Annotated in this window: 18 protein-coding genes and 1 pseudogene; 13 read left to right on the top strand and 6 right to left on the bottom strand. The window is 70.0% G+C overall.

Going from position 1 to position 23,314, the window contains the following annotated elements; translation table 11 throughout:
- Window positions 1-30: 30 nt before the first annotated feature.
- Window positions 31-219: a hypothetical protein gene (locus JE024_RS40220; RefSeq protein ID WP_205378892.1), complete on the bottom strand. Its 189-nt coding sequence runs from the start codon at window positions 217-219 to the stop codon at window positions 31-33.
- Between the two features lie 157 nt (window positions 220-376).
- A complete protein-coding gene (locus JE024_RS40215; RefSeq protein WP_205378891.1) occupies window positions 377-1,270 on the bottom strand; it encodes a PhzF family phenazine biosynthesis isomerase in 894 nt (297 codons plus the stop codon).
- A 26-nt stretch (window positions 1,271-1,296) separates the two neighbouring features.
- Between JE024_RS40215 and JE024_RS42235 the strand changes: the two are divergent.
- The 5 genes and pseudogenes from JE024_RS42235 to JE024_RS40195 all read left to right on the top strand — a co-directional run.
- A pseudogene (locus JE024_RS42235) lies at window positions 1,297-1,959 on the top strand (LysR family transcriptional regulator); the annotation flags it as partial.
- A gap of 80 nt (window positions 1,960-2,039) precedes the next feature.
- Window positions 2,040-2,282, top strand: coding sequence for a LysR substrate-binding domain-containing protein (locus JE024_RS42230; protein WP_307840751.1), 243 nt, complete (start codon window positions 2,040-2,042; stop codon window positions 2,280-2,282).
- A gap of 171 nt (window positions 2,283-2,453) precedes the next feature.
- Window positions 2,454-3,737, top strand: a complete 1,284-nt coding sequence (locus tag JE024_RS40205; protein ID WP_205378890.1) for a protein kinase domain-containing protein — start codon at window positions 2,454-2,456, stop codon at window positions 3,735-3,737.
- 185 nt (window positions 3,738-3,922) lie between these two features.
- Window positions 3,923-4,252: a DNA replication/repair protein RecF gene (locus JE024_RS40200; RefSeq protein WP_205378889.1), complete on the top strand. Its 330-nt coding sequence runs from the start codon at window positions 3,923-3,925 to the stop codon at window positions 4,250-4,252.
- A 937-nt stretch (window positions 4,253-5,189) separates the two neighbouring features.
- Entirely contained in the window at window positions 5,190-5,459 is a 270-nt protein-coding gene (locus tag JE024_RS40195) for a hypothetical protein (protein WP_205378888.1), read from the top strand.
- A gap of 522 nt (window positions 5,460-5,981) precedes the next feature.
- Here JE024_RS40195 and JE024_RS40190 read toward each other — a convergent pair.
- A complete protein-coding gene (locus JE024_RS40190; RefSeq protein WP_205378887.1) occupies window positions 5,982-6,641 on the bottom strand; it encodes an HNH endonuclease family protein in 660 nt (219 codons plus the stop codon).
- A gap of 719 nt (window positions 6,642-7,360) precedes the next feature.
- Between JE024_RS40190 and JE024_RS40185 the strand changes: the two genes are divergently transcribed.
- The 4 genes from JE024_RS40185 to JE024_RS40170 all read left to right on the top strand — a co-directional run bounded on the left by JE024_RS40185 (window position 7,361) and on the right by JE024_RS40170 (window position 10,885).
- On the top strand, window positions 7,361-7,585 hold the full coding sequence (locus tag JE024_RS40185) for a hypothetical protein (protein WP_205378886.1): 225 nt from the start codon (window positions 7,361-7,363) through the stop codon (window positions 7,583-7,585).
- A 74-nt stretch (window positions 7,586-7,659) separates the two neighbouring features.
- Entirely contained in the window at window positions 7,660-8,475 is an 816-nt protein-coding gene (locus JE024_RS40180) for a sigma-70 RNA polymerase sigma factor region 4 domain-containing protein (protein WP_244883765.1), read from the top strand.
- Window positions 8,472-9,332 carry a hypothetical protein gene (locus tag JE024_RS40175; protein WP_205378884.1) on the top strand — a complete coding sequence of 287 codons (861 nt, stop codon included), beginning with the start codon at window positions 8,472-8,474 and terminating at the stop codon, window positions 9,330-9,332. The genes JE024_RS40180 and JE024_RS40175 overlap by 4 nt, the downstream gene beginning before the upstream one ends.
- Before the next feature lie 749 nt (window positions 9,333-10,081).
- The gene (locus JE024_RS40170; protein WP_205378883.1) at window positions 10,082-10,885 is read left to right on the top strand and encodes a hypothetical protein; all 804 of its coding nucleotides are present in this window, start codon (window positions 10,082-10,084) and stop codon (window positions 10,883-10,885) included.
- A gap of 316 nt (window positions 10,886-11,201) precedes the next feature.
- Here JE024_RS40170 and JE024_RS40165 read toward each other — a convergent pair whose 3' ends face one another.
- Window positions 11,202-12,302 carry a hypothetical protein gene (locus tag JE024_RS40165; RefSeq protein WP_205378882.1) on the bottom strand — a complete coding sequence of 367 codons (1,101 nt, stop codon included), beginning with the start codon at window positions 12,300-12,302 and terminating at the stop codon, window positions 11,202-11,204.
- Window positions 12,303-12,858: 556 nt separating this feature from the next.
- Here JE024_RS40165 and JE024_RS40160 point away from each other — a divergent pair.
- From JE024_RS40160 to JE024_RS41825, 4 genes are all read left to right on the top strand, one after another.
- Window positions 12,859-13,254: a hypothetical protein gene (locus JE024_RS40160; RefSeq protein WP_205378881.1), complete on the top strand. Its 396-nt coding sequence runs from the start codon at window positions 12,859-12,861 to the stop codon at window positions 13,252-13,254.
- A gap of 6 nt (window positions 13,255-13,260) precedes the next feature.
- Entirely contained in the window at window positions 13,261-14,508 is a 1,248-nt protein-coding gene (locus tag JE024_RS40155) for a GNAT family N-acetyltransferase (RefSeq protein WP_205378880.1), read from the top strand.
- Window positions 14,509-15,210: 702 nt separating this feature from the next.
- On the top strand, window positions 15,211-16,074 hold the full coding sequence (locus JE024_RS40150) for a hypothetical protein (protein ID WP_205378879.1): 864 nt from the start codon (window positions 15,211-15,213) through the stop codon (window positions 16,072-16,074).
- Between the two features lie 370 nt (window positions 16,075-16,444).
- Entirely contained in the window at window positions 16,445-16,636 is a 192-nt protein-coding gene (locus JE024_RS41825) for a barstar family protein (protein WP_307840750.1), read from the top strand.
- 640 nt (window positions 16,637-17,276) lie between these two features.
- Here the strand turns inward: JE024_RS41825 and JE024_RS40140 are convergent.
- Window positions 17,277-17,753 (bottom strand): hypothetical protein, encoded by a 477-nt coding sequence (locus tag JE024_RS40140; RefSeq protein ID WP_205378878.1) that lies wholly within the window; start codon window positions 17,751-17,753, stop codon window positions 17,277-17,279.
- 787 nt (window positions 17,754-18,540) lie between these two features.
- Window positions 18,541-23,232 carry a MobF family relaxase gene (mobF, locus tag JE024_RS40135; RefSeq protein ID WP_205378973.1) on the bottom strand — a complete coding sequence of 1,564 codons (4,692 nt, stop codon included), beginning with the start codon at window positions 23,230-23,232 and terminating at the stop codon, window positions 18,541-18,543.
- Window positions 23,233-23,314: the final 82 nt, after the last annotated feature.

The following is a 23,314-nucleotide window of genomic DNA, read 5'->3' as shown; positions in this document are numbered from 1 at the left end:
GCAGTCGGCCTGCCTGCCGCCCCCGAGCGGTCACCCTGTGGGCGCACCCGGTGGCTCACGTGCCACGAGCTCGGCCGGGCACGTCGGTACCGGGGCGTGCTCACCAGCCTGCCAGACGGCGTCCGTGAGCAGTTCGTCCTCCTGCCGCAGGTTGTCGATGTAGATGTAGTCGCTCGTACGCGTGTACGGAGTCTCGACTGGCAGTGCGGGATGCGTCACGCGCATTGCGGAGCACGGGGCGGGGTGATCGGCGCAGGGTCTGGCGGAGGCGGCCGGGGACGGGCCCGCCCTCGCATCGGGGCCGGTCCTGATGCGTTGCGCCGCCGGCACGCGCAACGCACCGGGCGCTCAGGCGGTGCGCGGCGCACCGGACCGGTCAGGCAGGTGTGCCCGCGGTGCGCGTGTCCGCCGTCGTGATCGCGACCGCCTGCCCGGTCACCCGCACCCGCGGGTCTGCGGTTGACGCTTCGACGCGGAGCAGGCTGGGTCGGCCGAGGTCCTCGCCCTGGCGGATGGTGAACGCGCCGGAGGGCGGGAGGGCGTCGAGTGTGCGCAGGTAGCCGCCGAACGCTGCCGCCGCGGCGCCGGTGGCCGGGTCTTCGACGACACCGCCGACGGGGAAGGGGTCGCGGGCGTGGAAGAGTTCCCCGGACTCTCGCCAGACCAGTTGGAGCGTGGTCCAGCCGTGCCGGTGCATCACCTCGGCCAGGGCGTCGAAGTCGTAGTCGAGGGCGGCGAGACGTTCGCGGGTGGCCGCGGCGAGAACGAGGTGCTCGTTGCCACCGAAGGAGACGTGCGGCGGAAGTGCCGGGTCGAGGTCATCCGGGGACCAGCGCAGTGCCGCGAGGGAGGAGTGCAGCTCCTCGTCGCTCGCCGGCCGGGAGCGGGTGGGGACGCTGGTGAGTGTCGCCGCCACGGACGCGGACAACCGCGCGGAGGTGTCCAGGGCGATCTCGCCCACCGGTGTGTCGAAGACGAGCGGGCCGGAACCGATCCGCTCGGCCAGGGCCACCGCCGTGGCCACGGTCGCGTGACCGCAGAAGGCGACTTCGGCGAGCGGGCTGAAGTAGCGCAGGCGGAACCGGCGCGCCGGGTGGTCCGCGGCGGTGACGAAGGCGGTCTCCGAGTAGCCGACTTCGGCGGCGATGGCGAGCATGGCGGCGTCGTCCAGTCCGGACGCGTCGAGCACGACGCCGGCCGGATTGCCAGCGGCAGGGTCGGTGGTGAATGCGCTGTATCGCAGGATCTCAGGGTCTGTGGTCAGGTTCATGTCCCCTACCGTGACACCCCACTGGTATGCGTACAAGCGATGAATTTCGATCCGATCCATCGCTGGTTCCGATGGCAGCAAGTACTGTCGGCGCGATGGACACCCGACTCCTGCGCACATTCGCCACCGTCGCCCGGGCCGAGAGCCTGACCGCGGCCGCCGAGCGCCTCCACCTCGTCCAGTCCACCGTCACCGCCCAAGTGCAGGCACTGGAGAAGGAACTCGGCCTGCGCCTGTTCGACCGACTGCCGCGCGGAGTGGTGCTCACCGGCGCCGGACGCGAGGTGATGGCGCACGTCGAAGCGGTGCTGGAGGCCGAATCCCAGCTGCGCGCGGTCGCCGCGTCCGCCGGTGGCGGAGGTGACCGATTGACCGGACGGGTCGTGCTCTCGGCCGGCGAGAGCCTGGTCTCCGCCCGGCTGCCGGCGGTGATTGCCGCGCTGCGGCGCACTCACCCCGGGATCGAGGTGGATCTGCGCACGATGGGGACCGCGGCCGCCGTCGCCGCGCTGCGCACCGGCGAGCTGGATCTGGCCCTGCTGCTGGAGGACGAGGCGGCGTTCCGTGACATCGAGTGCACGCCGCTGGCCCGCGAGCCGCTGGTGCTCGTCTGCGCTCCCGGACACCGGGCCGCGGGCAAGGCCGCCGGCGCACCGGTGGACTGGACGGAACTGGCCCGCGAGGACTACTTCCTGCACGAGCAGGGCTGTTCGTACAGTGACCGCTTCCTCGAGCGGCTGCTCGCGGCCGCCGAGGACGGCCGCCCCGGATCACGAGGTTCGGCAGCCTGGAGGCTGCCAGGTCCTGCGTCGCCGCTGGTCTCGGCCTCAGCCTGCTGGCACACGCCAACGTCGCGGACGCGCTCGCGGCGGGCAGCCTGGCACAGGTTCCCGGAGCACGGTTCCCCGACGTCACCGTCCAGCTGGCGCGCCGACGCCGACGCTGGGTCTCCCCCGCGGCGGCCGTAGTCACCGCGGAACTGCCACGCTACTTCCCGCACCGGGCGCGGTGACCATCACGCGGGCCATCGGTGAGGTGCGGCCCCTGCTCGCCGAGTGGGGGTCTGGTGCTCCGGAACTCTGGACACGCGCCGTGCGCGGCGCTGTGGTCTTCGCAGGGAAGCGGCACCGGCGATCAGAAGATTCACGAGCGCGCCCGGGTGCGTGATCCGTACTCTGAGTGAGTGGGAAAAATCAACTACAAAGCTGGCGTTCCGGGTTGGAAGGATCTAGGTCCTCTGATCAAGGACCCGAAGTCGACGAAGCACTTCGTCCGGAGTGTCAAACACGAGACGACCGGTGAAGAAGCAGTCCTGAAGCACCGGTCGGCGCCGCCCATGAGCAATCGTGCCAAACGCTTCCACGACGAAGCTGTCATGATGCACCGGTTCACAGGCGAAGGCCTCGCCGGAGTACTTCCGGTTCTGGACATCGACACCGGAGGCACGCCGGCCTGGTACGTGATGCCCAAGGCCAGTCCGCTCGAGTCGGTCTTCGTGGAGACGACCAGCCTGCAGGAGATCGTCGGCCACATACATGTGCTGGCACAGACTCTGTGCGAGCTCGATGAGCGGGAGTACTACCACCGAGACATCAAGCCCGACAACCTCTTTTGGTACGACGGACGCCCCGTACTCGCGGACTTCGGCATCGCCTACTTCGGTGAAGCGAGCGTGACCTACGAAGGCGAGAAGCTCGGACCCCTGTGGTTCATGGCCCCCGAGATGCGCAGCATGACCAAGCGGGAGGAGGGCAGTCAGGCCGACGTCTATTCTCTGGCGCAGACCCTCTCAGCCTTCATCTACCCCCTCGGCCAGCTCCCGCTCCCGGGCACCTTCCGCGCCGGAGCCACGGACTACGACCTCAACCGGCGCTGGAAGGGAGATCACACTGCTCTGGACGCGCTGGGGCATGTACTGGAAGCTGCCACGAGGAACGACCGGAACGAGCGGCTGAGGATCGACGGCCTCGAGGAGGAACTGCGCCTGTGGCTCCACTCCGCCCAGACCCCTCTGGTCAGGAACACCGGCCTGCGCAGCGGCTGGGGTCCGCAGGATGACTACGCCCGGGACATGGCGGAGAGCCGCGGTATCATGCGGCGGATGCTGATCCGGATCGCAAGACATCTGGGCGACCAGGCCAGCCACCAGGAGTATGCCCTCGGGGACCCGGAAAGGCCTCGCTGGCTTGCCACGTACGGGTGGCCGCACAACTCGGAGGACGGGTTCGAACCGGATGGTCTGCTGAGCTTCTCCACCTCGTGCGCGGGCAGCGATCGCAGGGTGATTCTGGGGGCGGTGTATTACGGCCGACGGGTCTCGTTCATTGCCGAGACGCACCGGCTGACAGCCGGTGACTGGCAGCTGGAGCACAGCTGGCCCGAGACGGAGTGGGGCCGGGTGAGGCTTCCCTCCGCTGCGCACGCATTGCAGACGCTGGCGGACAGCGTGACCGACAGCCTCGCTTAAGGCGATCTGCCGGTCCGCACCGACCTGGGGCGGCTTCCAGCTGTGGTCAGGTTCTCTGTCTCGGGGGGAACTGAGCCCGCCGGGGTTTGCCCGTAGCTACGATGGTTCATCCGTCTCGAACAGCCGCGTGGGCAGGCCTCGGCGCAGCAGTGAGAGAACATCGCCATGTGCCGGCCGGGAGAACGATGCAGCTTCGCCGCGTTCGCATCCAGAACTTTCGCAATTTTCGTGACCTCGTCATTGAACCGTTTCCCACACCGGCCGTCGTCGTGGGCGAGAACGGGCACGATGCGATCACCGGCCGGGACGGGTCTCACGCGGCTACACGCGCCGCGATCCGCGAAGCGGTCATGCGCGGCAGGAAGCTGCCCGTCGCCATCGTCGACCACGGGAACGGCCCGCGGCGGCGCCGGACCGCTGGAGAATTCGCCGCCAGAGCACAGCAGTCCATGCCTCACCCCCGGCGCCGCCACCTGTCGTTCTCCGGAACATGGTCACTCACCCGCCGGTGCTGATCGCCGCGCCGGGGAACTGTTCGATCAGCGGGTTACGTGAAGACCCCACCAGCGAGCGACTACCAGTCGGAGTTACTCTCCCGCGCGGAAGAGGGATCGAGGGGCGCCGAGGCAAGGCCGAACTGCCGTAGCCCAGCTGCAGGCTGCCATTACGCCGTAATAAGCACGCTCGCTCGCTCGTCGCTGGCCCCACCGTGCCAGCGTTCTTCTCCACCGCGCTCTCCGCCCTCGGCACCGAGGGTGGACGGAGCTGTGGGTATCGGAAGATCCCGCCTTGCGCTGCTTCTCCGTCGTGAGCCGCTCGAGCCGGACGCGGCGGGGGTACGTGGTCCCGCAAAGGAGTCCACAAGCCCGCTGATCGCTGTCCACGGCTTGGCCTCTTTGGGCGGGGCTGGGGTTGTCCCCGCGGCGGGTTCTCGGTCTCCAGGCGGGGCCAACGGTGGGCAGTGCGACGCGAGTGTCCCAGGTCTGGTCGACCGTCTAGCCAGGTCTCCTGCCCCACGGCCTGGTCCTGATAGACCGACAACGGATTGGGCATGGAAGTTGGGCAGTCGGGCGATAGCGTACATGGCCTGCACCAGACAGCGTCGCGAGAGGGCGGTCGGCCCCACCGGTACCACTAAGGGCGTCGCCCAGCAGGCCGAGTAAGCAGGGACCACGGCGAGGGCCATGCCGAGTTCGGCATGAACGCTCTGTCCCAGGAGTTACCCGAAGCGCTTGATGTGTGACCCACCATAGCTGGTCCGGACTGGTCCGCTGTCCACCGGGCAGGAGCACAGCACCAACCCAGCGGCACCGAAAGAGGCGACACTTGGCCCCTGGAGCACCCGGCCGAGACGCCTACCGCAACCTGTGCGGCGTGGCACCCTCCACCCTCCTGCGTGTCACGTGCTGCTTTTCACCCGTCGCTAGGCGCGGCTGCGGCACGCTTGAGGGCATGAACACTCTGGAGGCCACGATGGCGGGCTACATCGGCCCTCCGGCGCAGCCCCGGCAGCTCGTCCTGCGGCTGCCACGCGGTCAACTCGTCGTGTCCGCAGATGTGCCGGAGGAATTGGCCCGCGCGGTGGCGACCTACTTGCCCGCTACGGGGCCGCGCTCTCGGCTCCCGGACGGCACGTCCTATACAAGCGTGCACCCTTCGCTCATCGCCGAACTGGCTGCCCGCCCCCAGGACGGCGCCTTCGAGGTCCTGCGAGTCTATTAACCGGCTGTGGCCCCGAGCGAGCCTCGTGATCGAAGCCGACCACCCCGCGCATCGCCACGCGCACGGTCAGTGCGCCGTGCGGCCGAACGTGACCGTCCCGAGGTTGACCCTCCGCTGCGGCGTCACGCGGCGTGATGGCGGCGCTGTCACATCAAGAGTCTCCCTGGGTGACGTGACGCGCCCCGGGGCCCGCCGAACCTCCCCGTGTGGAGGCTCGGCTCACCGCCGGTGTGAGCAGACCGTCCTGCGCAGGCGCATGATTCCTCTGGCAGGTTTCCCTCTCCCGCAGAAGCTTGCCTTCCCTGCCAGTACCGAGAATGGCGTCCAGGTCTTGATCCTTTGTGGGGAAGCCGACCACACGCGCCGCCAACTGGAAACTAAGGCGCCGTTGCGTTCCGTCACGGTCTCCCAAGGATGCCGTGGCCCGCAGGCCGCCATGCACGGGCCAATCGGTGCAAGCGGTCTTTGTCATGGGTTCGCGCTGCGACCTATCGACGGTGATCGCAGCACGGACCAGCTCAGCTACGGGGTTACCGTGTAGTTCACCACCGTCGTTTCGCAGGTCTCGCCGTAGACCTCCAGGGTCTTCTGTTCGGCCTCGTCGATCGCGAGTCCCCAGCGCAGCTTTGTTGCGACCCACTCGCCGATGTACCGGCAGTGCACGTCGGCGGCCGGCGGCAGCCATTCGGCAGGATCGCGGTCGGCTTTCGCCCTGTTGGAGCGGGCGGTGACGGCGACGAGCGAGACCGCGGCACCCTGGTCGTTGGCGTACGCTTCGCGGCGTGCCGCGGTCCACGTGCTGGCCCCCGAGTCCCATGCCTCGGCGAGGGGAACCATGTGGTCGATGTCGAGGGAGCCAGCCTGGATGACGGTCTGTCCGTCGTAGTACGAGGTCCACGATCCGCCGCTGATGGCGCAGCCGGGGCCGATCTCAGGTGCGACGGTGGCTTCGGCGAGGAGCACCTCCTGGCGGGTGTTGCAGCCGTCGGCCGGGTCGTCGCCGCCCGTCCAGTGCTTGAAGCTGCTGCGGGTGTAGCCGGTGCGGTCCTCGACGACGACGGGCAGCAACTCGACGGCGTCGGCGAGCGGCACGGTCTCCAGGGCCTGGGCCGGTGCAGCGATGGTGAGTGGGGCAAGTGCGAGGGTGAGCGCGGTGATTCCGCGCAGGAGGTTCGTGATCACGAAGATGTGGATACCGGCCGTTCGGCTGTGGCGATAGCGCGCGGCGTGTTGTTTACCCGAGCGGGTGAGCGCTTTCACCTGGCGAAACGTTCCACGAAGGCGCCGCGGGTGACGTCACGTTCTCCGTGTGGTGCAGCCGGAGGGGGTGGTCCGGTTAGTGTCCGGGCGCTCGTGGTGCCGAAGGCTGGCGGGGTAGGTCCGCGTGGGTATGGCGGGCCGGGCTCGGGGCACGCCGTGGGTCTCTCAGAGCGATAACCGGCCGAAGTTCGGTGTCGGACGGTCAGCGGCTCCGGGTGTCGGTGCTCTCCGCTACGGTCTTCGAGGTCCTCGCGCGTGGGGACTTGAGCCGCTCCCGCCTGACCTCTTTGGGCGGTCAGGCGGGAGCGGCGGCGCTCTGTCCCTGTTGTTCTCGGCACGGGGCAGAGCCCTTCCGGATGGGAAGGCCGACACCCTGGAGGTGTCCTGTATCCATTGACGTGGGTCCCTGGTGCGATTGCAAGGAAAACAGGGAACTTCTACACGGCAGACGGACCGTTCGGGCACCCTGCGCTCCGGAACGGTCATCTTTGTGCGCTTTGAGCTCGTTCTGCGACTGCCATTGTTCCGTGAATCCATGATCACGTGGCGTTACAACTCCCGTGTGCTTCAAGCTGGTTGCCCTCCCTCGGTGAGCGGATTCGGCACCCGTGAACCGTGGGCTTCGGATGGAGCCGACATTCATGGAGCTGGACATGACGTTCAATCAGATACTGATCGTTGCGCTCGCGGTGCTTGCGGGGAGCATCGCGATGGTCGCCATGGGGCAGGCTGCTGCGATCGCGGCGCTGGCCCCTCTCGTCGTCCTGGTCGTGCAGCAGATCCCGCGCGGATCGGGCCGCACGTCCCGGGGTGCGGCAGACGGCTGCGGAGACGACACCTCCGGCGAGGAGGGCAGCGCACTGTGACGACCCCCTTGGAGCCGCCGGCGCAGCCGGCTCCTGTACGGCCTGGCCGCAAACTCGGGCCGATCGTGGACGGCGTGGGCAGCGTTCACCGGGCATGGCTGGAGCCTTTACGGTCGGCCTACCTCGGCAGCGGGCTGACCATGAGCCACCTCAGCGTGCGGGTGCCGCTGGCGAAGTCGAAGATCTCGGAGCTGCTGCGCGGGATCGGGCACTACCCCCGGTGGGAGATCATCTTCAGCCTGTCGCAGCCACTGGAGGTACCCAGCTGGCCCCTGTACCGGCTGTGGCGCCAGGCTGCGCTCGAGGCCAGGAAGTCATCGGACTGGGTGGAACAGTCGACCGACAGGGCATCGGTGACCACATCCCAGTCGCCTCCGCTCGACCACCAGGCGTTTAGGGAGACGGTGGAGAACAAGTACCGGCTGTACGCGCAGGTCTTCCTCGACGACGACCAGCGGGACACCGCCATCTCCAACACGTTCGACATCCTGTGGCTGAGCTGGAACGACGCGCTGGCCAGCCCCGACATCCGGCGATTCGCCTGGCAGGCGCTGCGCGCCACGGTCATGTCTCGCACGCCGCACATCGACGGCCGGCCCGAGTTCGGGGCGGCGGCCTTCGACACGATCGCGCTGCAGCAGCTGTCCACCGAGGCGGCCCAGGCCCATCAGATGGCAGAGAGCCTCCAGCTCTTCAAGGCCATGAGCTGGCTCCCCGACCAGCAGCTCGACGTGATGATCATGCGCCGCTCCTATGCCTTCCTCCCCGAGGAGGTGTCCGCGCTGCTCGGTGTGCCGCAGGCCGTCGTGCTGTCCAGCGAGCGGCACGCCACCCACTTCCTGGAGAGCGTCATCTGCCCGCCGACCGAGACCGAAGGGACAACCGCATGACACGCATCGAAGAGATCCTCTCCCGGGCCCTGCTGGTCCGGGACCGCTCAGTACCCCGGGACATCGTGCCGCCGTCTAAGTCCGCGTACTCCGACTGGGACCCAGCTGCCCCTGTCGGCGCGCAGGGCCAGACACCCGTGTCCTCCGCCGCGGCGGAGGATCTGCGGGCCCTGTGCGAGACGCTGGTCACCCACGCTCCCGCGAACGATGTCGCGGACTTCGTCACCGAGCAGGTCCCTGAGCCCCGCAGCGCCATGATCCTCGCCTGCGTTCTCCAGCTCACCGACACCGACGACGGCGCCCGCTACTGGTGGCAGTACGCCTGGGGTGCCGGCCAGAGTGCGGCCGCCTACTGCCTCTACCTCCACCACCTCTCTCAGGGAGAGGCCCATCTCGCGGATTGGTGGCACCGGCACACCAACGACGGACCGAACGAGACACCAGAAGAACCCGGCAAGTCGCCGGAACCGGCGCAGACCTGGCACCCGGCCAACCAGCAAGTCACCAAGGCCTCCACGGCCACCATGCTCCGGGTACTGCGACACCTCGCAAAGCACACCACACGTCCCTACTCCGCGGTACTCGTCGAACTGATGGAGTACATTCCGACTGCCGTCGCGTCCGGATACCTCCGCCAGCCCGACTGGGAGATGCCCCTGCCCGGGCCCGACTTCTCGACCCGCGTCGCACATCTCCTGGACACTGCGCCGCAGCAGCCAGACACTCGGCGGCCGGAGCTCCCAGCCCGCAACCCGCGCACCCCGGATCCCGCACCCACAACCCAGCGCCCGACGCCCTCGAAAACGCCCGAGCCTCACGCCGTGTCTACATGCATCCGTGACACAGCGGCCCGATAGAGGCGGCCAGGCCCCGCAAGCTCGTGTGCTGCAGCCCGGGGCCGGCAAGCACGTCGTAGCCCCGGTCTCCCCGGCCGTCGGCGTGTGCGGAGGCGCCGAGCGGCTGGCGGTGACTGCGCAACCCTTCCCCATGTCGACGGCGAGCACCAGCATGCCTGAACGCAGCGGCTCGCGTGCGATGGTGTCAGCTGGCAGGTCCGCGCTGCGCGCCGGTATTGCGGGGCGGGTCGGTCGCGCGTGGACCTGCGGTGGTTCGGTGCCGCTGCCGCGGGCCAGCGCGCAGAGTCTGGCCTGCACGGCCGCCCATGAGACTCTGCGCGGTCCTCTCGGGAGCGAGCAGGCCGACGGGGGCAAACCGTAGGGCGCCGTGGTGTGCTCCTGCACCCGTCAAGGTGTCCGACCGGTAGACGGTGGAGCCAGACGGTCGCTGCGGCCGGCTCGACAACGTCCACGTCGCCGCCGTCACCGCTTGCAGCCGCGCGGGAGGCCATGGCCGCAACCAACAACGATGGGCCGACGCCGATCAAGCAGACCTTGTGGGGGGCGCACACGCGGGTGCGCAGCTCAGCGCGAACTCGCCGGGTCTGTGCCGGTCTCTGCGCAGGCTGGTGAACTCCTGACACAGTGCACCTGTCCCGCAAGCCTCATCGGCTCTACGGCCCGCTGCTGTGAAGAGTTCCGAGCTGGGATGAGTCGCATTGCCTGCCCTTCCCAGCGGCCCTGTCGACTGACTGGAGATGATGCTGTCCATGGACACGGAGATAACCGTCGCGTTGATCGGTGCGGCTGGTGTTTGCGGCACGATCGCCGGCGCCATCGTGGGTGCGCGGATTCAAGCGAACGGTGGGCTGGCGCAGGCCCAGGCAGCAAGGGACGCCGCTGACACAGTCGCGCAGTCTGCGCGGCGCCAGGCGTTGCACGACCTGCGGTGGAGGACCATGACGGCGTTGCTGCGCGCGGCTGGCGAGTGCGTGGAGGCGTCGGGGCGGCTCTACTTGGCTGCACCGGAGGCGAGCGGGGAACAAGCCGAGGCGGAGCAGGTGCTTCACGCTTTTCGTCTGGCTTTCGCCGAAGCTGAGCTGGCTGCGCCGCCGGGGGTGGAGGAGGAACTCGCGGCGGTGGGGCGGGCTGTGAGGACGGCGCATCACTGGGCGCGCACCCGGGCTCCGGGTGAACAGGCGTGGCGGGAGCTTGACAGGTTGAGCCGTCAGGGGGATGCGGCTGCTGCGCGTGCCAAGGGCGCCTTGGCGCGTCTGCGTGCTGAGGGGGCTCCTGTGTGGAATCCGAGGCATGGCGATGGAGATCCTCCGCCTGAGTACGAGGCGGCGATCGCCGCGCTGAACGCCGTGCCGCAACTGGAGCGGGGCCAGGTGCGGCTCTTGCTGGTGACAGCGGTGGAGCCACTGGAGTACGAGCGAGGTCACGAACCAACGCAGGCAGGTCTGCGGCTCAACGCAAGGCGGGAGTGGGCGCAGCGGAACTACCGTTACCAAGAGGCCAGGCAGGAGCTGATCGAGGCTGCACGTCAGGTTCTGGGGACAGATGGTCCGTGAGGGCCGGCCCCGCGTCTGACGGCCTACGGCCTGGGGCCGGATGTGGGCCCCTACCCGCCGATGGCACTGCTTCTGCCGGATGAGGCCGGGTGGGGCCGCGCTCTCCCCGGCTCCATCCTGGCAGGGCGTGGGGGTGATCGACCTCGGTGTGTCATGTGTCAAGGCGGGCCTGTGCTCCGCCGCTGTTGCGGGTGAGGTTGCTTCCGCACGTCGGGTTTCGGGGTCCGGTCACAGGGGCGACACCGCGTCACGGTCGGGGCCTGTGGCGACGGACGCCCCGGCCTGCTGGATCGTCGGGCGTCAAATGCGCGTCGCTTCACCGGGTCATGCCTTGTGGGCCTTGATGCTGTGCCGCCGGCTGCTGAGTGTGGGCCTGCAGGCGCACGGTTGCCGAAGCGGCGGCCTCGCGCCGGGGTGCGGGAGCTGCTGCGTTGGCTGCCATCGCGACCGCGGCACCCTGAACGCCGAGCGTCAGGGTGGCGACGTCGACTGCCTCGCTGAAGCGGCGCCGTACGCTGTCAGGGTACGAGGTGTACTGATCGTGCAGGGCGAGATTGTTCCCCAGCGCTTCGGCGGAGTGCAGAAGGTCGTCCACCATGTGCGGGTGGTGTCTCAGGTAGTCCGGCAGGACGGTGAACAGGGGACGCGGGAGGTGTCCGGCTGCTGCAGGGTCGGCGACGCGGCGCAGGGCCTGGGCGAGATCGGGCTGGTGCTCGCGGGCGAGCCACCAGATGCGGGCGGCAGCCGTTCGCAGGTCTGCGTCTGGTGCGTTCGCAGCAGGCGGGTGCGGGGCGTCGGGCGTAGAGGTGATGAGCCGGTCGAGGATTTTCCGGGCCGGCCCGGTGGCCTCCGGCACGAGCTGGGCGGCGCCCGCCAGCCTCTGCCAGTGGCCGTGCAGTTCCCGAAGGGCTGTACCTCTCAGCCGTGGACCGGGCCCGCCGCGGGCGAGGCTGTTGTGGAGGGCGTCGCCCATCTCGCGTGCGCCGTGTCGGACTTGTTCGCGGTCCTCCAGCGGTAGGTGGGCGAGTGCACCGGACGGGACGGACGTCTGTGTCCGCAGCATCCATGCCTGTCCGGCCCGTTGCAGTGCCAGCGGGTCGAAGCCGCCGACGAGTTCCTCCGGGAAGAGCGGGCGAGAATGGTGGCGGAGCCAGCCGGCCACGGCCTCGTGTACGCCGGCTTCGCGAGCCGGGTCCTCGCGGCGGTGTCTGGCCGCGTCCCACAGCAGGTTCTGCACTGGCAGCTCCAGGCCCGGGGACCCGTCGACCTGCACTCGGTAACGCAGTCCGGGCCGGTCGAGGCGGGCCCACTGCATCAGGGCCTCGACGGGATCGCCGGTCACGGTATGCGGCTCGGTGCCCGGAATTCCGGTCACCGCTCCCGCGGTGTCCCTTGTGATCGTGTACGTACGGGCCATGGTCGCCATTCCCTCTCCCCCGTTCCGCTTCCGTGCACCGGCTCGCTGCACCTCGTCCGGCTCTGGGGTGGGTCGGCCGGACGGCGGCGGTCGGGGACATCGACGCGCATGTCCGTAGGGGCGGTCTTCGTGGGTGTCCTTCCGTCCGGATCTGGTGGACGGGCCGCTCACGGTAGTGGGGTGCGCTGCGGATACAGCGGGTGTGCTGCGGGGTTTCCCAGGGGTTGGTACGCGGGGTCGGATCGTGGTGCCGGGCCCTGGCGCGCCTGAGTGCTGACGCACGGGATCGGCAATCAGCACTGACAGGCTGCTGGGGGCAGCCGGGCCGGCGCTGCGTCGGGGCGGATGGGGTCGGCGGGTGGCGACGGGCCATGACGGGTCCGTCAACTCCACGGCTGTAGCGCCCTGTTCGAAAGATTGGGGGTGGGGCGGTGCGGGTGCGCGCGGTTGCCCCATGCACACTGAAGGATCGCAGGGCCGGGTGCGGTGCCTGCGTTTTGGGGCGGTCGTTCAACCGCCGTATATCAGCGGGCCCGCCGGGCCAACGGGAGTAGCCATGGACAGCGTGACCACTGAGGTCAGTTCCGAGTTCACGCAGGTGCAGTTGACAGGTCCGGCCGACGCGGTCGCGCGCCTGATGGAGCATCTGTCGGGGGTCGGCGAGGTGATCTTCGGTCCGGTGTCGCAGCCGGCTGCCGGGGGCAACGTCCTGTGCACTGCGCAGCTGGTGACCCGTCCCCCGGCTGTCTCCCCGGCGGGTCCGGTGAGCGGGCAGCGTGCGGTCGTGACCGTCCAGTCGGTGCTGGAGCTGGACCCTGTGGCGCTCGAGGCTGAGGACGCCGCCGAGGGTGTCGCGTCGTCGGTGGCGGAGGCGGCAGGACGGTTGCCTGGCGTCCGGGCGGCCAGCGCCCGCCTGGTCGCTGTCGGGGGGCTGCCCGGAGTGCGGGAGTAGCCGGCCGTGGCCGGGGCCGAGGCGCAGCTTGGGAACGAGGGTGTTGCGCTGTGGCTGACCGACTGGAAGATCTCCCACAGCGACACGTGGGTGCCCAGGCGGATGATGGCCCTGGTCGGCGGCGAGCTGGCCGGGCGGCTGGACTTCCTGCTCCATCCCGATGGGCGGGCTCTGACGGTGTGGCAACTGGCGGTCGAGCCGCAGTTCCAGCGCCGTGGGCTGGCCTCGGTGATGATGGATGCCCTGCATGCGGCGCATCCGCAGGCCTGGATCAACCACGGTTCCCGGCAGCCCGATGGGGCACGGTGGTGGGACGCGTACACGGACCCGGCGCCGGAGCGCAATATTCACAACCGGCCCATGTCCGAATGGGCGGCGTACTTTCCCGCGCTGCAGGTGGCCGCACACCGGGCAGCGAACGCCTACCGGAATCAGGAGCTGGGCCTGTATGGGCACCGGGACGCGGAACACCGGTACGGACAGGCACTGGAGGAAGATGCGCTTCAGTGGGCCGCCGCCTACCGGGAGGCTGCGGCGTCCGGGCCCGATCCGGCCGTCCAGGACCTGTACGGCGGGATCCGGATCGTGCTGCCGACGCGGATTCACCGGGTCGTGCACGACGGTCAGCGCAGCGCCGCGGAGCGGGCCGACATGCTGCTCCATCACATCGGGCACGGCAACCTGCCCCATGACCAGCCGTGGAGCACCTCCCGACACGCCGCATTCGAGGACCTGGCGGACGAACAGATCCGCACACCGCCAGCGCAGCCCGGAGCCGCCTCCACGCATGTGACCTTCCAGGTCCGGCTCTCGGCCGGGCAGGAGGTGCCCGAGCATCATGCACGGGCCGACTGGGTGCGCTACCTCGACTCCCCCGGGATCGAGGTGGACGTTCACGGCATGGCATGGCGGGATGCGGCCGCACCGTGGCTGACGCACGAGACGGACCTCAGCCCTCCGGTCGGCGCCGCGATCGCCCCCGAAGGCCCGGCGAGCGCGCGTTACGCCGCCCGCTATGACGTGGTCGGGGAACTGCTGCCCGGCCTGAGCACACGCCGCCAACCCGTGGATGTCCTCGCCACGCGTGAGCTGGAGATCGCGGCTCTGGCGCGACGTATCACTGCCGAAAGCGGCGCACGCCTCGCTGCCTCCGGCCCGCCGGAGCCTGTTAGCGAACCCCGACGTGCACAGCAGCCCCCGGCGCAAACCTCCCACCGGAGTACGTACGCCCAGCAGCCACCACGCCTGCGCTAGCCGGTCGCGCGCGACGATGGGCGCTCTGCCTGCGCCGAGTCGTAGAACGGGCCCATACGAAGGAAGCGTCGGGCCCACCGCGCCTCCTGTCACAGCCGGCCAGCAGAACGTACGCGGCCCGCGCGGGGGTGCGCACCCCGGACACGCTGGCAGGTGACGGCGCATCGAGTGCCGGGAGAGTCAGCTCGGGGCGCCGCCCGGGTGTGCTGCGCCGGGCGACCGGTGCCGTGGCGCGCCAAGAGGAAGGATCCTGCGGGCAGGAGGAAGCCTGGGTGGCCGGTACGGGTCGGCAGTCAGTCTGGTGGAGCGTCCGCACCCGCAGCCGCCGGGGGCGACGGGTTGCTGCGCTCCCGGTCAGCTCGGCCCGGAAAGTCTCTCTGCCTTCAGTTTCCGATGCCGCCCGGCTGCTCTCGCCGCCTCGCTTTGCCGCTTGCGCAGTTGGAGGGCACGACTTGGCCAGGTGTGGCCAGGTGCAGCGTCCGGTTGCCAAGAGCCGCGTTGCCGGAGATACAGCGGTGTGGCTGTGGCTGCGTATCGAAAGGGTTTGTCACGACGCTGGAGGTCGACGATGATCACCCGACGACGATCCGGTGGGACCATGCCGTGTAGGCGCACGATTCCCTCTCCACCGCTCGTGCGCCGCCGACCGACGGTCACCGCAGCGTCCGATGAATGTGACGGCTCACCCAGGAGAGCTCACTTGTGAAGAAGACCGCCCTCAAGCCCTATGCCTGCCTCCCACGAGCGCACCGGGACGGCCACGTCCTGACCAGTACAGTCGACGTGTTCGGCGCCGCTCATTGGTTGCTCGGCACAGGCGTTTCGCAACGCGCTGAGGTCCGGCCCTTCGATGCCCGGGTTGTCTCCGTCCATCCGGGCGGTGGCGTCGAGCTCACTGAGCTGAGCGCCGTGCGTGCTCACTGGCCGCACCTGGACCGTCTGCCGGATGGCAGGTTCGTCGTCGCCGCGCCTCGCACCCGGCGGTCCGAGGACGCGCACCAGGTCCAGGTCTTCGACACGCGTGGCCGCGAGACCGCGGCCTTTCCCGTTGGGGACGCCATCGAGCATCTCCTCGCGGACGAGGCCGGCCATCTCTGGGTCGGGCATTTCGATGAGAACCCGGCCGGGATCCGCCGGTGGACTGCCACGGGCCGACTCGACTGGACGTCAGACGGCGCCCGCATTCCGGGCCTCTTCGACTGCTATGCCCTGAACGTGTCGGGTGCCGTCGCCTGGGCGTGCCCGTATACGGACTTCCCGCTTGTCGAGATTCGCCCCGCTCGGGTGGAGCGGCCCGTGAGGGTGTGGGCGAATCGCATACGGGGCGCCAAAGCGGTGGCTGTCCACGGTAGTCGGGTGGCCTTCTACGGTGGCTACGGCGAGGAGGGGGACAGGCTCGCCCACGCAGAGCTCACTGACGTATCCGTCGAGCCGTCGGACGTCGGCAGGCTTACCCTGCCCGATGGCTCTGCACCTGGCCGTCGGCGGGTCGTCGGCCGGGGCAGCCGCATCTACGTCCAGGCCGAGCCATTCACCGAGTGGGGCGTGTTCGACCTGAGCACCTGAGACCTGGCTCGGGAAGCGCAGCTGCCGCTGGATCGTCGACGTTGCACTGCCGTGCGCCCTCAGCGCCGTTCCCTGGTCGCAGAGTTCGTGTTCAACACCGACTGGCGCTTCCTGCCGTCGGGGAACTGAAGAAGCGACCGAGGATCGACTCCACTCGGCTGTTCGATGTGGTGTCGCCGTCCTTGGGGGTCGCCGCCGACGGCGTGCACACGTCACCCTGATCGTGGTGGCCCTGCGTGAGCCTTCATCATCTGCCGAGAAGGGTAGTTAGCGTGCGCATCGAAGTCGATGGCCCGGAAATCCACTCTGAGCACGATCTGCACCGCTTCTTCTCACTGCGGCTGGATTTCGCCCGTACTACGGAGCCAACCTGAACGCCCTCTGGGACCGACTGTCGACAGATGTCGAACGCCCCGTCGAGATCGTATGGAAGAACACCGAAGCAACATCGCAGAATCTCGGCGAGGAGTCCTTCAGCGAGATTCGCGAACTCCTTCTGCGCGTGCAGTCTCAGGACGAGTCCTTCGGATGGGACGATCGCTTGACGGTGACCTTTGAGTAGCAGACCAGGGAGCCGTCCAAGGGAGAACCGAGAAGGGCCTTCGGACTCGGGTTCGATCAGCAGCCTGTCGCTCGAGCCGCCTCTTGAGCGGCGGGCGTCGTGCGAGTGGCTGCTCGCCGCTGTCTCACGTCCGTCATGGTCCCTGGCACCGCGCAGGTGGCCGGCCTCAGATCACCTCGGCACCAGCCAACCGGACGTTGTCCCGGGCGACGGCGCACCCATCCTTCCGCGTGGGGCAGACATCGGCATCACGCCCTGGCGGGGTACAGAACCCGGCCGCGGACGACGTCTCAGACCGAAGCTGGCAGATCAGATGCCTGCCTTGGCACAGGTGACCTGCCGGGACAGGCCACACCCCCGCCCGGAGCTCAACGCTGGCACCGGGCAAGCGGCGACGACAGCGAAGGGGGCCCTTCCCTACATCGGCAAGCCCACCAGGGCCCGAGGCCTGTGCGCGACAAGGCCTCGTATGCAGGCGCGTTGGAGCTTGTGTCCTGCCTCTGGCGCAGCATTCGGGCTGAATGGTCAACCCAAGCGGTGCCCCATCCCGTCTTAAGGCTTGCCCGGGAATCCGGGATCCGGCAGTCCTGCCTGAGCCGTGCTGGCCTGCTGGTCCCGGCGCGGAGATGCTCGGATTGTGTCAGCCGCAGTGCTTGCTGGTGTACCTGCTCCAGGCGCCTGAGGCGTCCCAGGTGGCGTTGTAGGTGAACCCGCCCTCGAAGCTGATGCACGCGTTACGGGCGGAGACGTAGACGGGCCCCGCGTACTGGGTGAAGTTGGCTTGGTACCCGTCGAGCGCTGCCCAGCCGGACCCGGTCTTGCCGATCTTGACCTTGATACCGCGTGGCAGGTACACCCCGTCGACGGGCCTGGCGATGGCGCAGTTCTTTCCGGTGGTGCTGGAGAAGTAGACGTCGATGTATCCCTTGGTCTTGCCCGCGTCTGCTGTCCAGTACTGGGCTGCGATCGGCCACGATTTCAGGAGCGCGTAGCTGGTTCCGCAGGCGTTGATCCGCGGTGTCGCGGCGGCTTCCGCCGGGGTCACTGCGACGGCCAGGCCGGCCAGCAGCGCGAGGGACGTCGCTGTGAGGGCTGTGCTGCGGAAGGTTGTTGTCATGCCCTGAGTTCCTATCGAAGTGGGCCGGTTGGCTGTCCGGTTCCTGCAGGAGTGGCGGCAGACGTGCGCGGGTGCGTCGTCGGGAGGAGCGCGTGGGGCTGCAACAGGCTCCGGTGCTGTCGCAGCAAGCCCAACAGGGCCAGGAACGTGACTCAACTGCCCGTCCTTGCCTACGGGAGGCTGGTGCCTCGCCTCCCGGCAGTTGGCGAGGGGCGCGGGTGAGGCGACCCGCCGTGCGAGATGCGCAGGGCTGCGGCGCGGGTCGCTGTCGGGAGATTGCTGGGGCGGAGAGACGGCGGGCCAAGGCGTGCCGGACGTGCCGGTGGCACGCTGCTGAGGGCGTGGGCGTGGCCCGCGCGGCGACGGGATCCGGAGCCGTCTGATTCTGCGCGAAGCGGCCTCTCACGATCTGGTAGTCGATCTGGTGCCGGAATGCGGTGGCATCTGAGGGAACGGACCGTGCGTGCGCTGTCATCTGGAAGGCCCGTGGTGCCTGTCCCGGTGGCTACGGACCGGGGCGTGCCGGGCTGGGTGAAGCTGGGTGGCTGCGACGCGGGACGGGCCAGGAGACAGCTGGGCGCGTTCACCGTGAAGCGGCTTGGTCCGTGTACTGGCTGCTGCACCGGCTCGCCGCGTCGCAGGCATCCCCCATGTGGGTGCCCCCGCTGCGCTCACTCGTGCCGGTGGCAGGCCACGGAGGCTGGTCGCGGAGCTGGGCGCGCCAGTAGGGGTCGGCTGGGTGATCTCCCCCGCTGAGGATCCGGGTTCCTTGACGCTGGTGTGGTGCTCACCGTGCCGGTGGCCGGTGGCCGGACCTGTTGGTGTCGGGCAGGGGCTGTCGTCGTTGTGGCGAGGACGGCGCGCTGTGGGCGGCGCGTTCGGTGGGGGTGCGGGTCCGCATCTGTTGCAGGCGGCGCTGAACTTGGGCGTGGGTGTACAGGTCGATGGCGTCGGTGAGGTGGTCCCATTCCTCACCGTCAAGCCCGGCGGGGCGCGGGCCGAGCAGGTCGGGTCCCGCGCGGTGGTGACGGCGCCGGTAGCCACCGATTGCGGTGAGCAGCTTGGTGTAGGTGCGCTGTTCGTCTTCGTCGTCCTGGCTGGGGGCGGTGATCTCCTCCATCCATGGTGCGGTCGGGGGATCGCCGGCGAGCACGGTGGCCAGGGCGTGTCGAGCGAGCCGTGCGTCGAGCGCGGCGTGGGAGGGGACGGTCACGCCGAGAGGGTCGCGCAGTGCCTGGTGGTCGGGCAGTGGCCTGGGGGGCGGGGGTGTGCTGAGGTGGCCGAGGGCTGCCTCGATCAGGACGGAGGCGGGAGTTCCGGGCGGTGGGAGGTGCATCGGGCGGCGGCGTCCGGTGAGGGCTCGGATGCGTGCGTCCAGGGCGTCCCATGCCTCCGCGTCGCCCGGATCGGTGGGGCGTGGGCCTGGTCCGGGGGCGTCGGTGGTGGCGTGGCGGGTGCGCCACAGTTCCACCAGAGCGGCGGTGGTGGCCCATGCGTGGCGTCGGCGGGGGGTGCTGGTCGGCGGCGGGGGGCCGAGCGGACGGGCCCAGGCGGGTGGGGCGGCGGCCAGGGTGTGGCCTCGGTCGGCCAGTGCGCGGGCCAGGATGCGGTGGCGTTCGGCGAGGTGTGTGGTCCAGTGTGCGGGGGTGTCGGGGTGGGCCAGGGCGTGGGAGTCGGCGACCCAGTCGGGCAGGGGTCCGCGGTGGTGGGGGCGGTGGGGTGCATGGTCGGGCAGGCGGTCGCGGAAGCGGAGCTCGGCGTTGATCCTGTCGGTTGTGGCGTTGGCGCGGGTGAGTGCGGCCCGCGCGGAGTGCTGGCGATCGGCGGTGGAGGCGCGCCGTGCGTGAAGCGTGCGGCGCAATGCGGTCAGTGAGGTCGGGCTGGGGGCGGCGCTGCTGGTGGCCTGCTCGCGCTGGGAGTCCTCGCGTGCGGTGTCGCGCCGGTTCAGGGCTCGCCGGAGCTGCCACTCGCGGGTGAGGTCGTCTCTCAGGTGCCGGGCTGTATCGGACAGCGGGGTTTGGCTGGTCTGGGCGCGGCCGGTCTGGATGTGCATCGTGGCGAGGTGGGCGGCGAGTTCGCGGCTGGTCAGTTCGCCCATGGGGCGCTGGTCCCAGGCGGGGTGGGTGTGTCCGGTGCGGGTGGTGACCGGCGCGGGCAGGTGCGTTGCGGCGGCGTCGGCCGCCGTGAGTGCCTCGCGGGCTGCGGCGCGGTGGGAGGCTGCGAGTCGGGTGAGGGTGTGCAGGTGGGCCAGGGTGAGATGGGCCAGGGGGCGTGGCCGGTTGTCCTGCTGGGCATGGGCGGCGTCCTGCAGGCGGTGGCGCAGCCGCCAGGCGAGTACCGCGGCAGGGTCGTCCGCTTCGTCGAAGCCGTGCTGCGGCACGGTGTTCGACAGCAGGCGGGGCAGATCGAACCCGGCCCGCTCGGCGTCGTGCAGGGCGCGGGTGAGGGCCGGGTAGGCGTCGGCGGCCATGAGCAGCGCGCTCTGGTCGGGGCCGAGGGCGTGCTCGAGCAGGCCGGTCAGCCGGGCGGTGGTGGCGCGCTCGGCGACGTCGGCGTACTCGGCGGACAGCTGCCGGGGCCTGGCTCTGTCCTGCTGCAGGGCGGCAATCGTCTCGGTCGCCGGCACGTGGGCGCGGCGCCGGGCGGCGATGGCCGCCAAGGCATCGTCGAGATGGGCGCCGTCTTCGAGGGCGACGTAGAGGCGGTTGGTGCGGGCGCCGCGGGTCAGCTGGACATAGACGTCTGCGCGGGTGGACCGGGCGGAGGCCAGTGCGTGCGACGTGTCGACGGTCATGCCCTGGGAGCGGTGGATGGTGGAGGCGTAGCCGAGTTCGCAGTGGGCGGCCACGTAGTCGGCGGGCAGGCGGATACGGCCGCGGTGACCGATGTGGCGGGCCACGATGTCGTTGCTGGGCAGGATCTGCTGAACGGTCCAGGTGTCGCCGTTCTTGACGAAGTCCCTGCCGCCGCGCACGGTCATGCGGCGGCGGTTGGAGCGGGTGACGATGGTGTCGCCGACGTGCGCACGCTGCCCGGCACGCAAGGCGGCTGCGGATCGGGTGTCGACGGTGCCGGAGGCGATGTGCCAGGCCTGGGCCCGCAGGTTGAGCGCGGTGACCGTCGCGGTGTCGGCGGCCGTCATCAGCGAGGTGAGGCCCTTGCCGAGGTCCTTGGCCCATGCGGTGAACACCCTGTCGCACATCGTCTCGTAGGGTCCGGCGACGATCCGGCCCTTGTCCCGGTACCAGTCGAAGGCCGTCCGCGTGCTCTGGCCGTCGCGCAGGATCAGGGAGGCGTCCGGTTCCCCGGGGGTGCGGAAGCGGTGCAGCCGGTCGAGTTCTGGTGCCCCGCCGGCCCGGGATATGAGCCGCAGGGCTCCCCCGGCCTCGACGGCAGCGAGCTGGTGCGGGTCGCCGAGCAGGCGCACCACAGCACCGGCGGCCGTCGCATCCGCAAGGATCCGATCGAGCAGGCGGGTGCCGGCCATGCCTGCCTCATCGATGAGAACGATGTCGCCAGGCCGCAGGTGGAAGTCCTCGCCGACCTGCTTGCCGTCGGCGGCCCGGCCGCGCTGGTGCAGCCACGCGTGCAGGGTGTGAGCGCGCCGGTCGAGGTCGTGGCCGAGGACGTTCGCCGCTCGGGCGGAGGGTGCGAGGGGGATCAGCCGGCCGCCGGCCGCGTCCACGGCCCGGGACACCAGGCGCATCGCCGTCGTCTTTCCGGCGCCTGCAGGCCCCAGCCCGGCCAGCAGCAGCTGCTCGGACAGGACGAAGCTGGAAGCGAGCGCGCGCTGTCCGGCGTCCATCGGGGCGCGGTGCAGGGCAGCTATGCGGGCGAAGGTGCCCCGCCCCACTGGTGGGATCACGGGGGTGCGGGCGGCGGCCAGCAGCCGGTTCTCGGCGGCGAGCAGCGTGCGGGTGGTGTAGGTCTGTGAGCCGATGGGCTGGTAGACGGAGGTGCCGTCCGTGCGCTGGAGATCCGGGTGCGGCGGGTTGACCGCGGGCGGGGTGATGTCCAGGCAGTCGCCGTGGGCAAGGACCCGCTCGGTGATCTGCTCGGCCGCCCGGGGCGGAGCGGTGACCCCGGCCAGGGTGCGCATCAGGTAGCGGCGTGCTTCGGCCAGCACGTGGCGGCGGCGAAACGTCGTACGCCGTTCAGTCACGGCTGCCAGGACGGCATCGGCTGCTGCGGCGATGTCGAGTGCCGCCGGGGCGGGCCGTTCCCGCGCGGCAGAGCGGGCCGTGGCGAGCAGGTTGTCGACGATGTCGCGGTCGGTGGCCGCGATCGCCCGGCGCCGCCAGTCGGTGAGCAGATCGTCCAGGGAGCGTGCACGGCGTTTGGGCGGGCGGGTCTTCACGGCGGCCTGCCCCTGCACCCGGATCCGGGCCCGCTGCCCGGGCTCGCGCCCGTGGCTGCGCCGGTAGTCGTCGAAAAGCGACTCGGCCATGGTGCGCACCGCGTGGGAGCGCTGCGCAAATATGCTCCGCAGACGCCGGTCGATGCCGACGATGTGCATCACCGGTCGCTGGCCGGGCGTGACCTCGACCTCTTCGGTGGCCAGGCCCAAGCGGGTGCAGGCGAGCTCCAGGGCGCGCTGGTTGAACAGCTCGCTGGCAACCACGATGTCGCGAAACAGGAGCCGCGAGTCCAGGTTGCGCCAGCGCCCGTCGGGGCCCTTCACGCGTGGGGATATGACCGCGTGCTCGTGCAGCATCGGGTCGCCCGCGCGGGACTCGTAGTGCAGGTAGATGGCGGCCAGCAGCCCGGGTTCTGCCCGCTGCTGGGCCACCCCGCCCGCGCCGGTGCGGACTGCGAGGGCGTTGCGCTCCAGCCAGGCCAGAGTCTCGGAGCGGGCCTGGGCCAGGACCTCCAGAGCGATCCGCCGCACCTCGGGGCCGCCGAGCGCGAACAGCAGCGACAGTTCCTCTGAGGAAAAGGTGAGGTCGTACCCGGTCACGGCACGGCGCCGCGGGCCGGTGCGGGTAGCCAGGTACCGGCCCACCTCGGCCCCATCCGCGGGATCCCGGCGGAACTCGGCCTTGAAGGCACGCGCCGCACACCCCATGCGCACGTCCCGCGTCTCCGCCTTCGACAGCGGTCGGCACAGTTGGCCGCTCACATGCTCCAGAGCCTGCTCGATCTTCTCGTCGAGCGGGGAGAGTTCGGTCAGGCGAGGCACGGCCGGCCCGAGCTTGGCCGACTTCATGGCCCGTGTGAGCGAGACACCGGCACCCAGTTCACGGGCGACGATCTCCTCGGCATCGGGATGCATACCGAGCCCGAACAGAGCGCGCATCTGGGCTTCGCTCACCAGTCCGGTCAGCCTCAGAGCCTGAGCCCCCTGCCCGTGCCAGACACCGGGCGGCACCCCGGGCACGCTGGAGGACACCGTCAGCTCGGCGCCCGGGGCACCGTCGCCGCGGGCGACGTTACGCCGGTAGTAGCGCTCCCGCCCCGCAGTGAACGCCTTGGCTGTCATCCCCACGACGCCAGCAGATCACCGCGTGGCAGGTCGATGCCGGGGCAACCGGGCCCCGGGCCGCGAACCTCCCAGGGCCCGA

It is taken from the genome of Streptomyces zhihengii, from assembly GCF_016919245.1.
In the GTDB taxonomy this organism is placed as follows: domain Bacteria; phylum Actinomycetota; class Actinomycetes; order Streptomycetales; family Streptomycetaceae; genus Streptomyces; species Streptomyces zhihengii.
The sequence above is the reverse complement of the archived record's forward strand: the minus strand, read 5'-3'. Positions and strand labels throughout refer to the sequence as shown.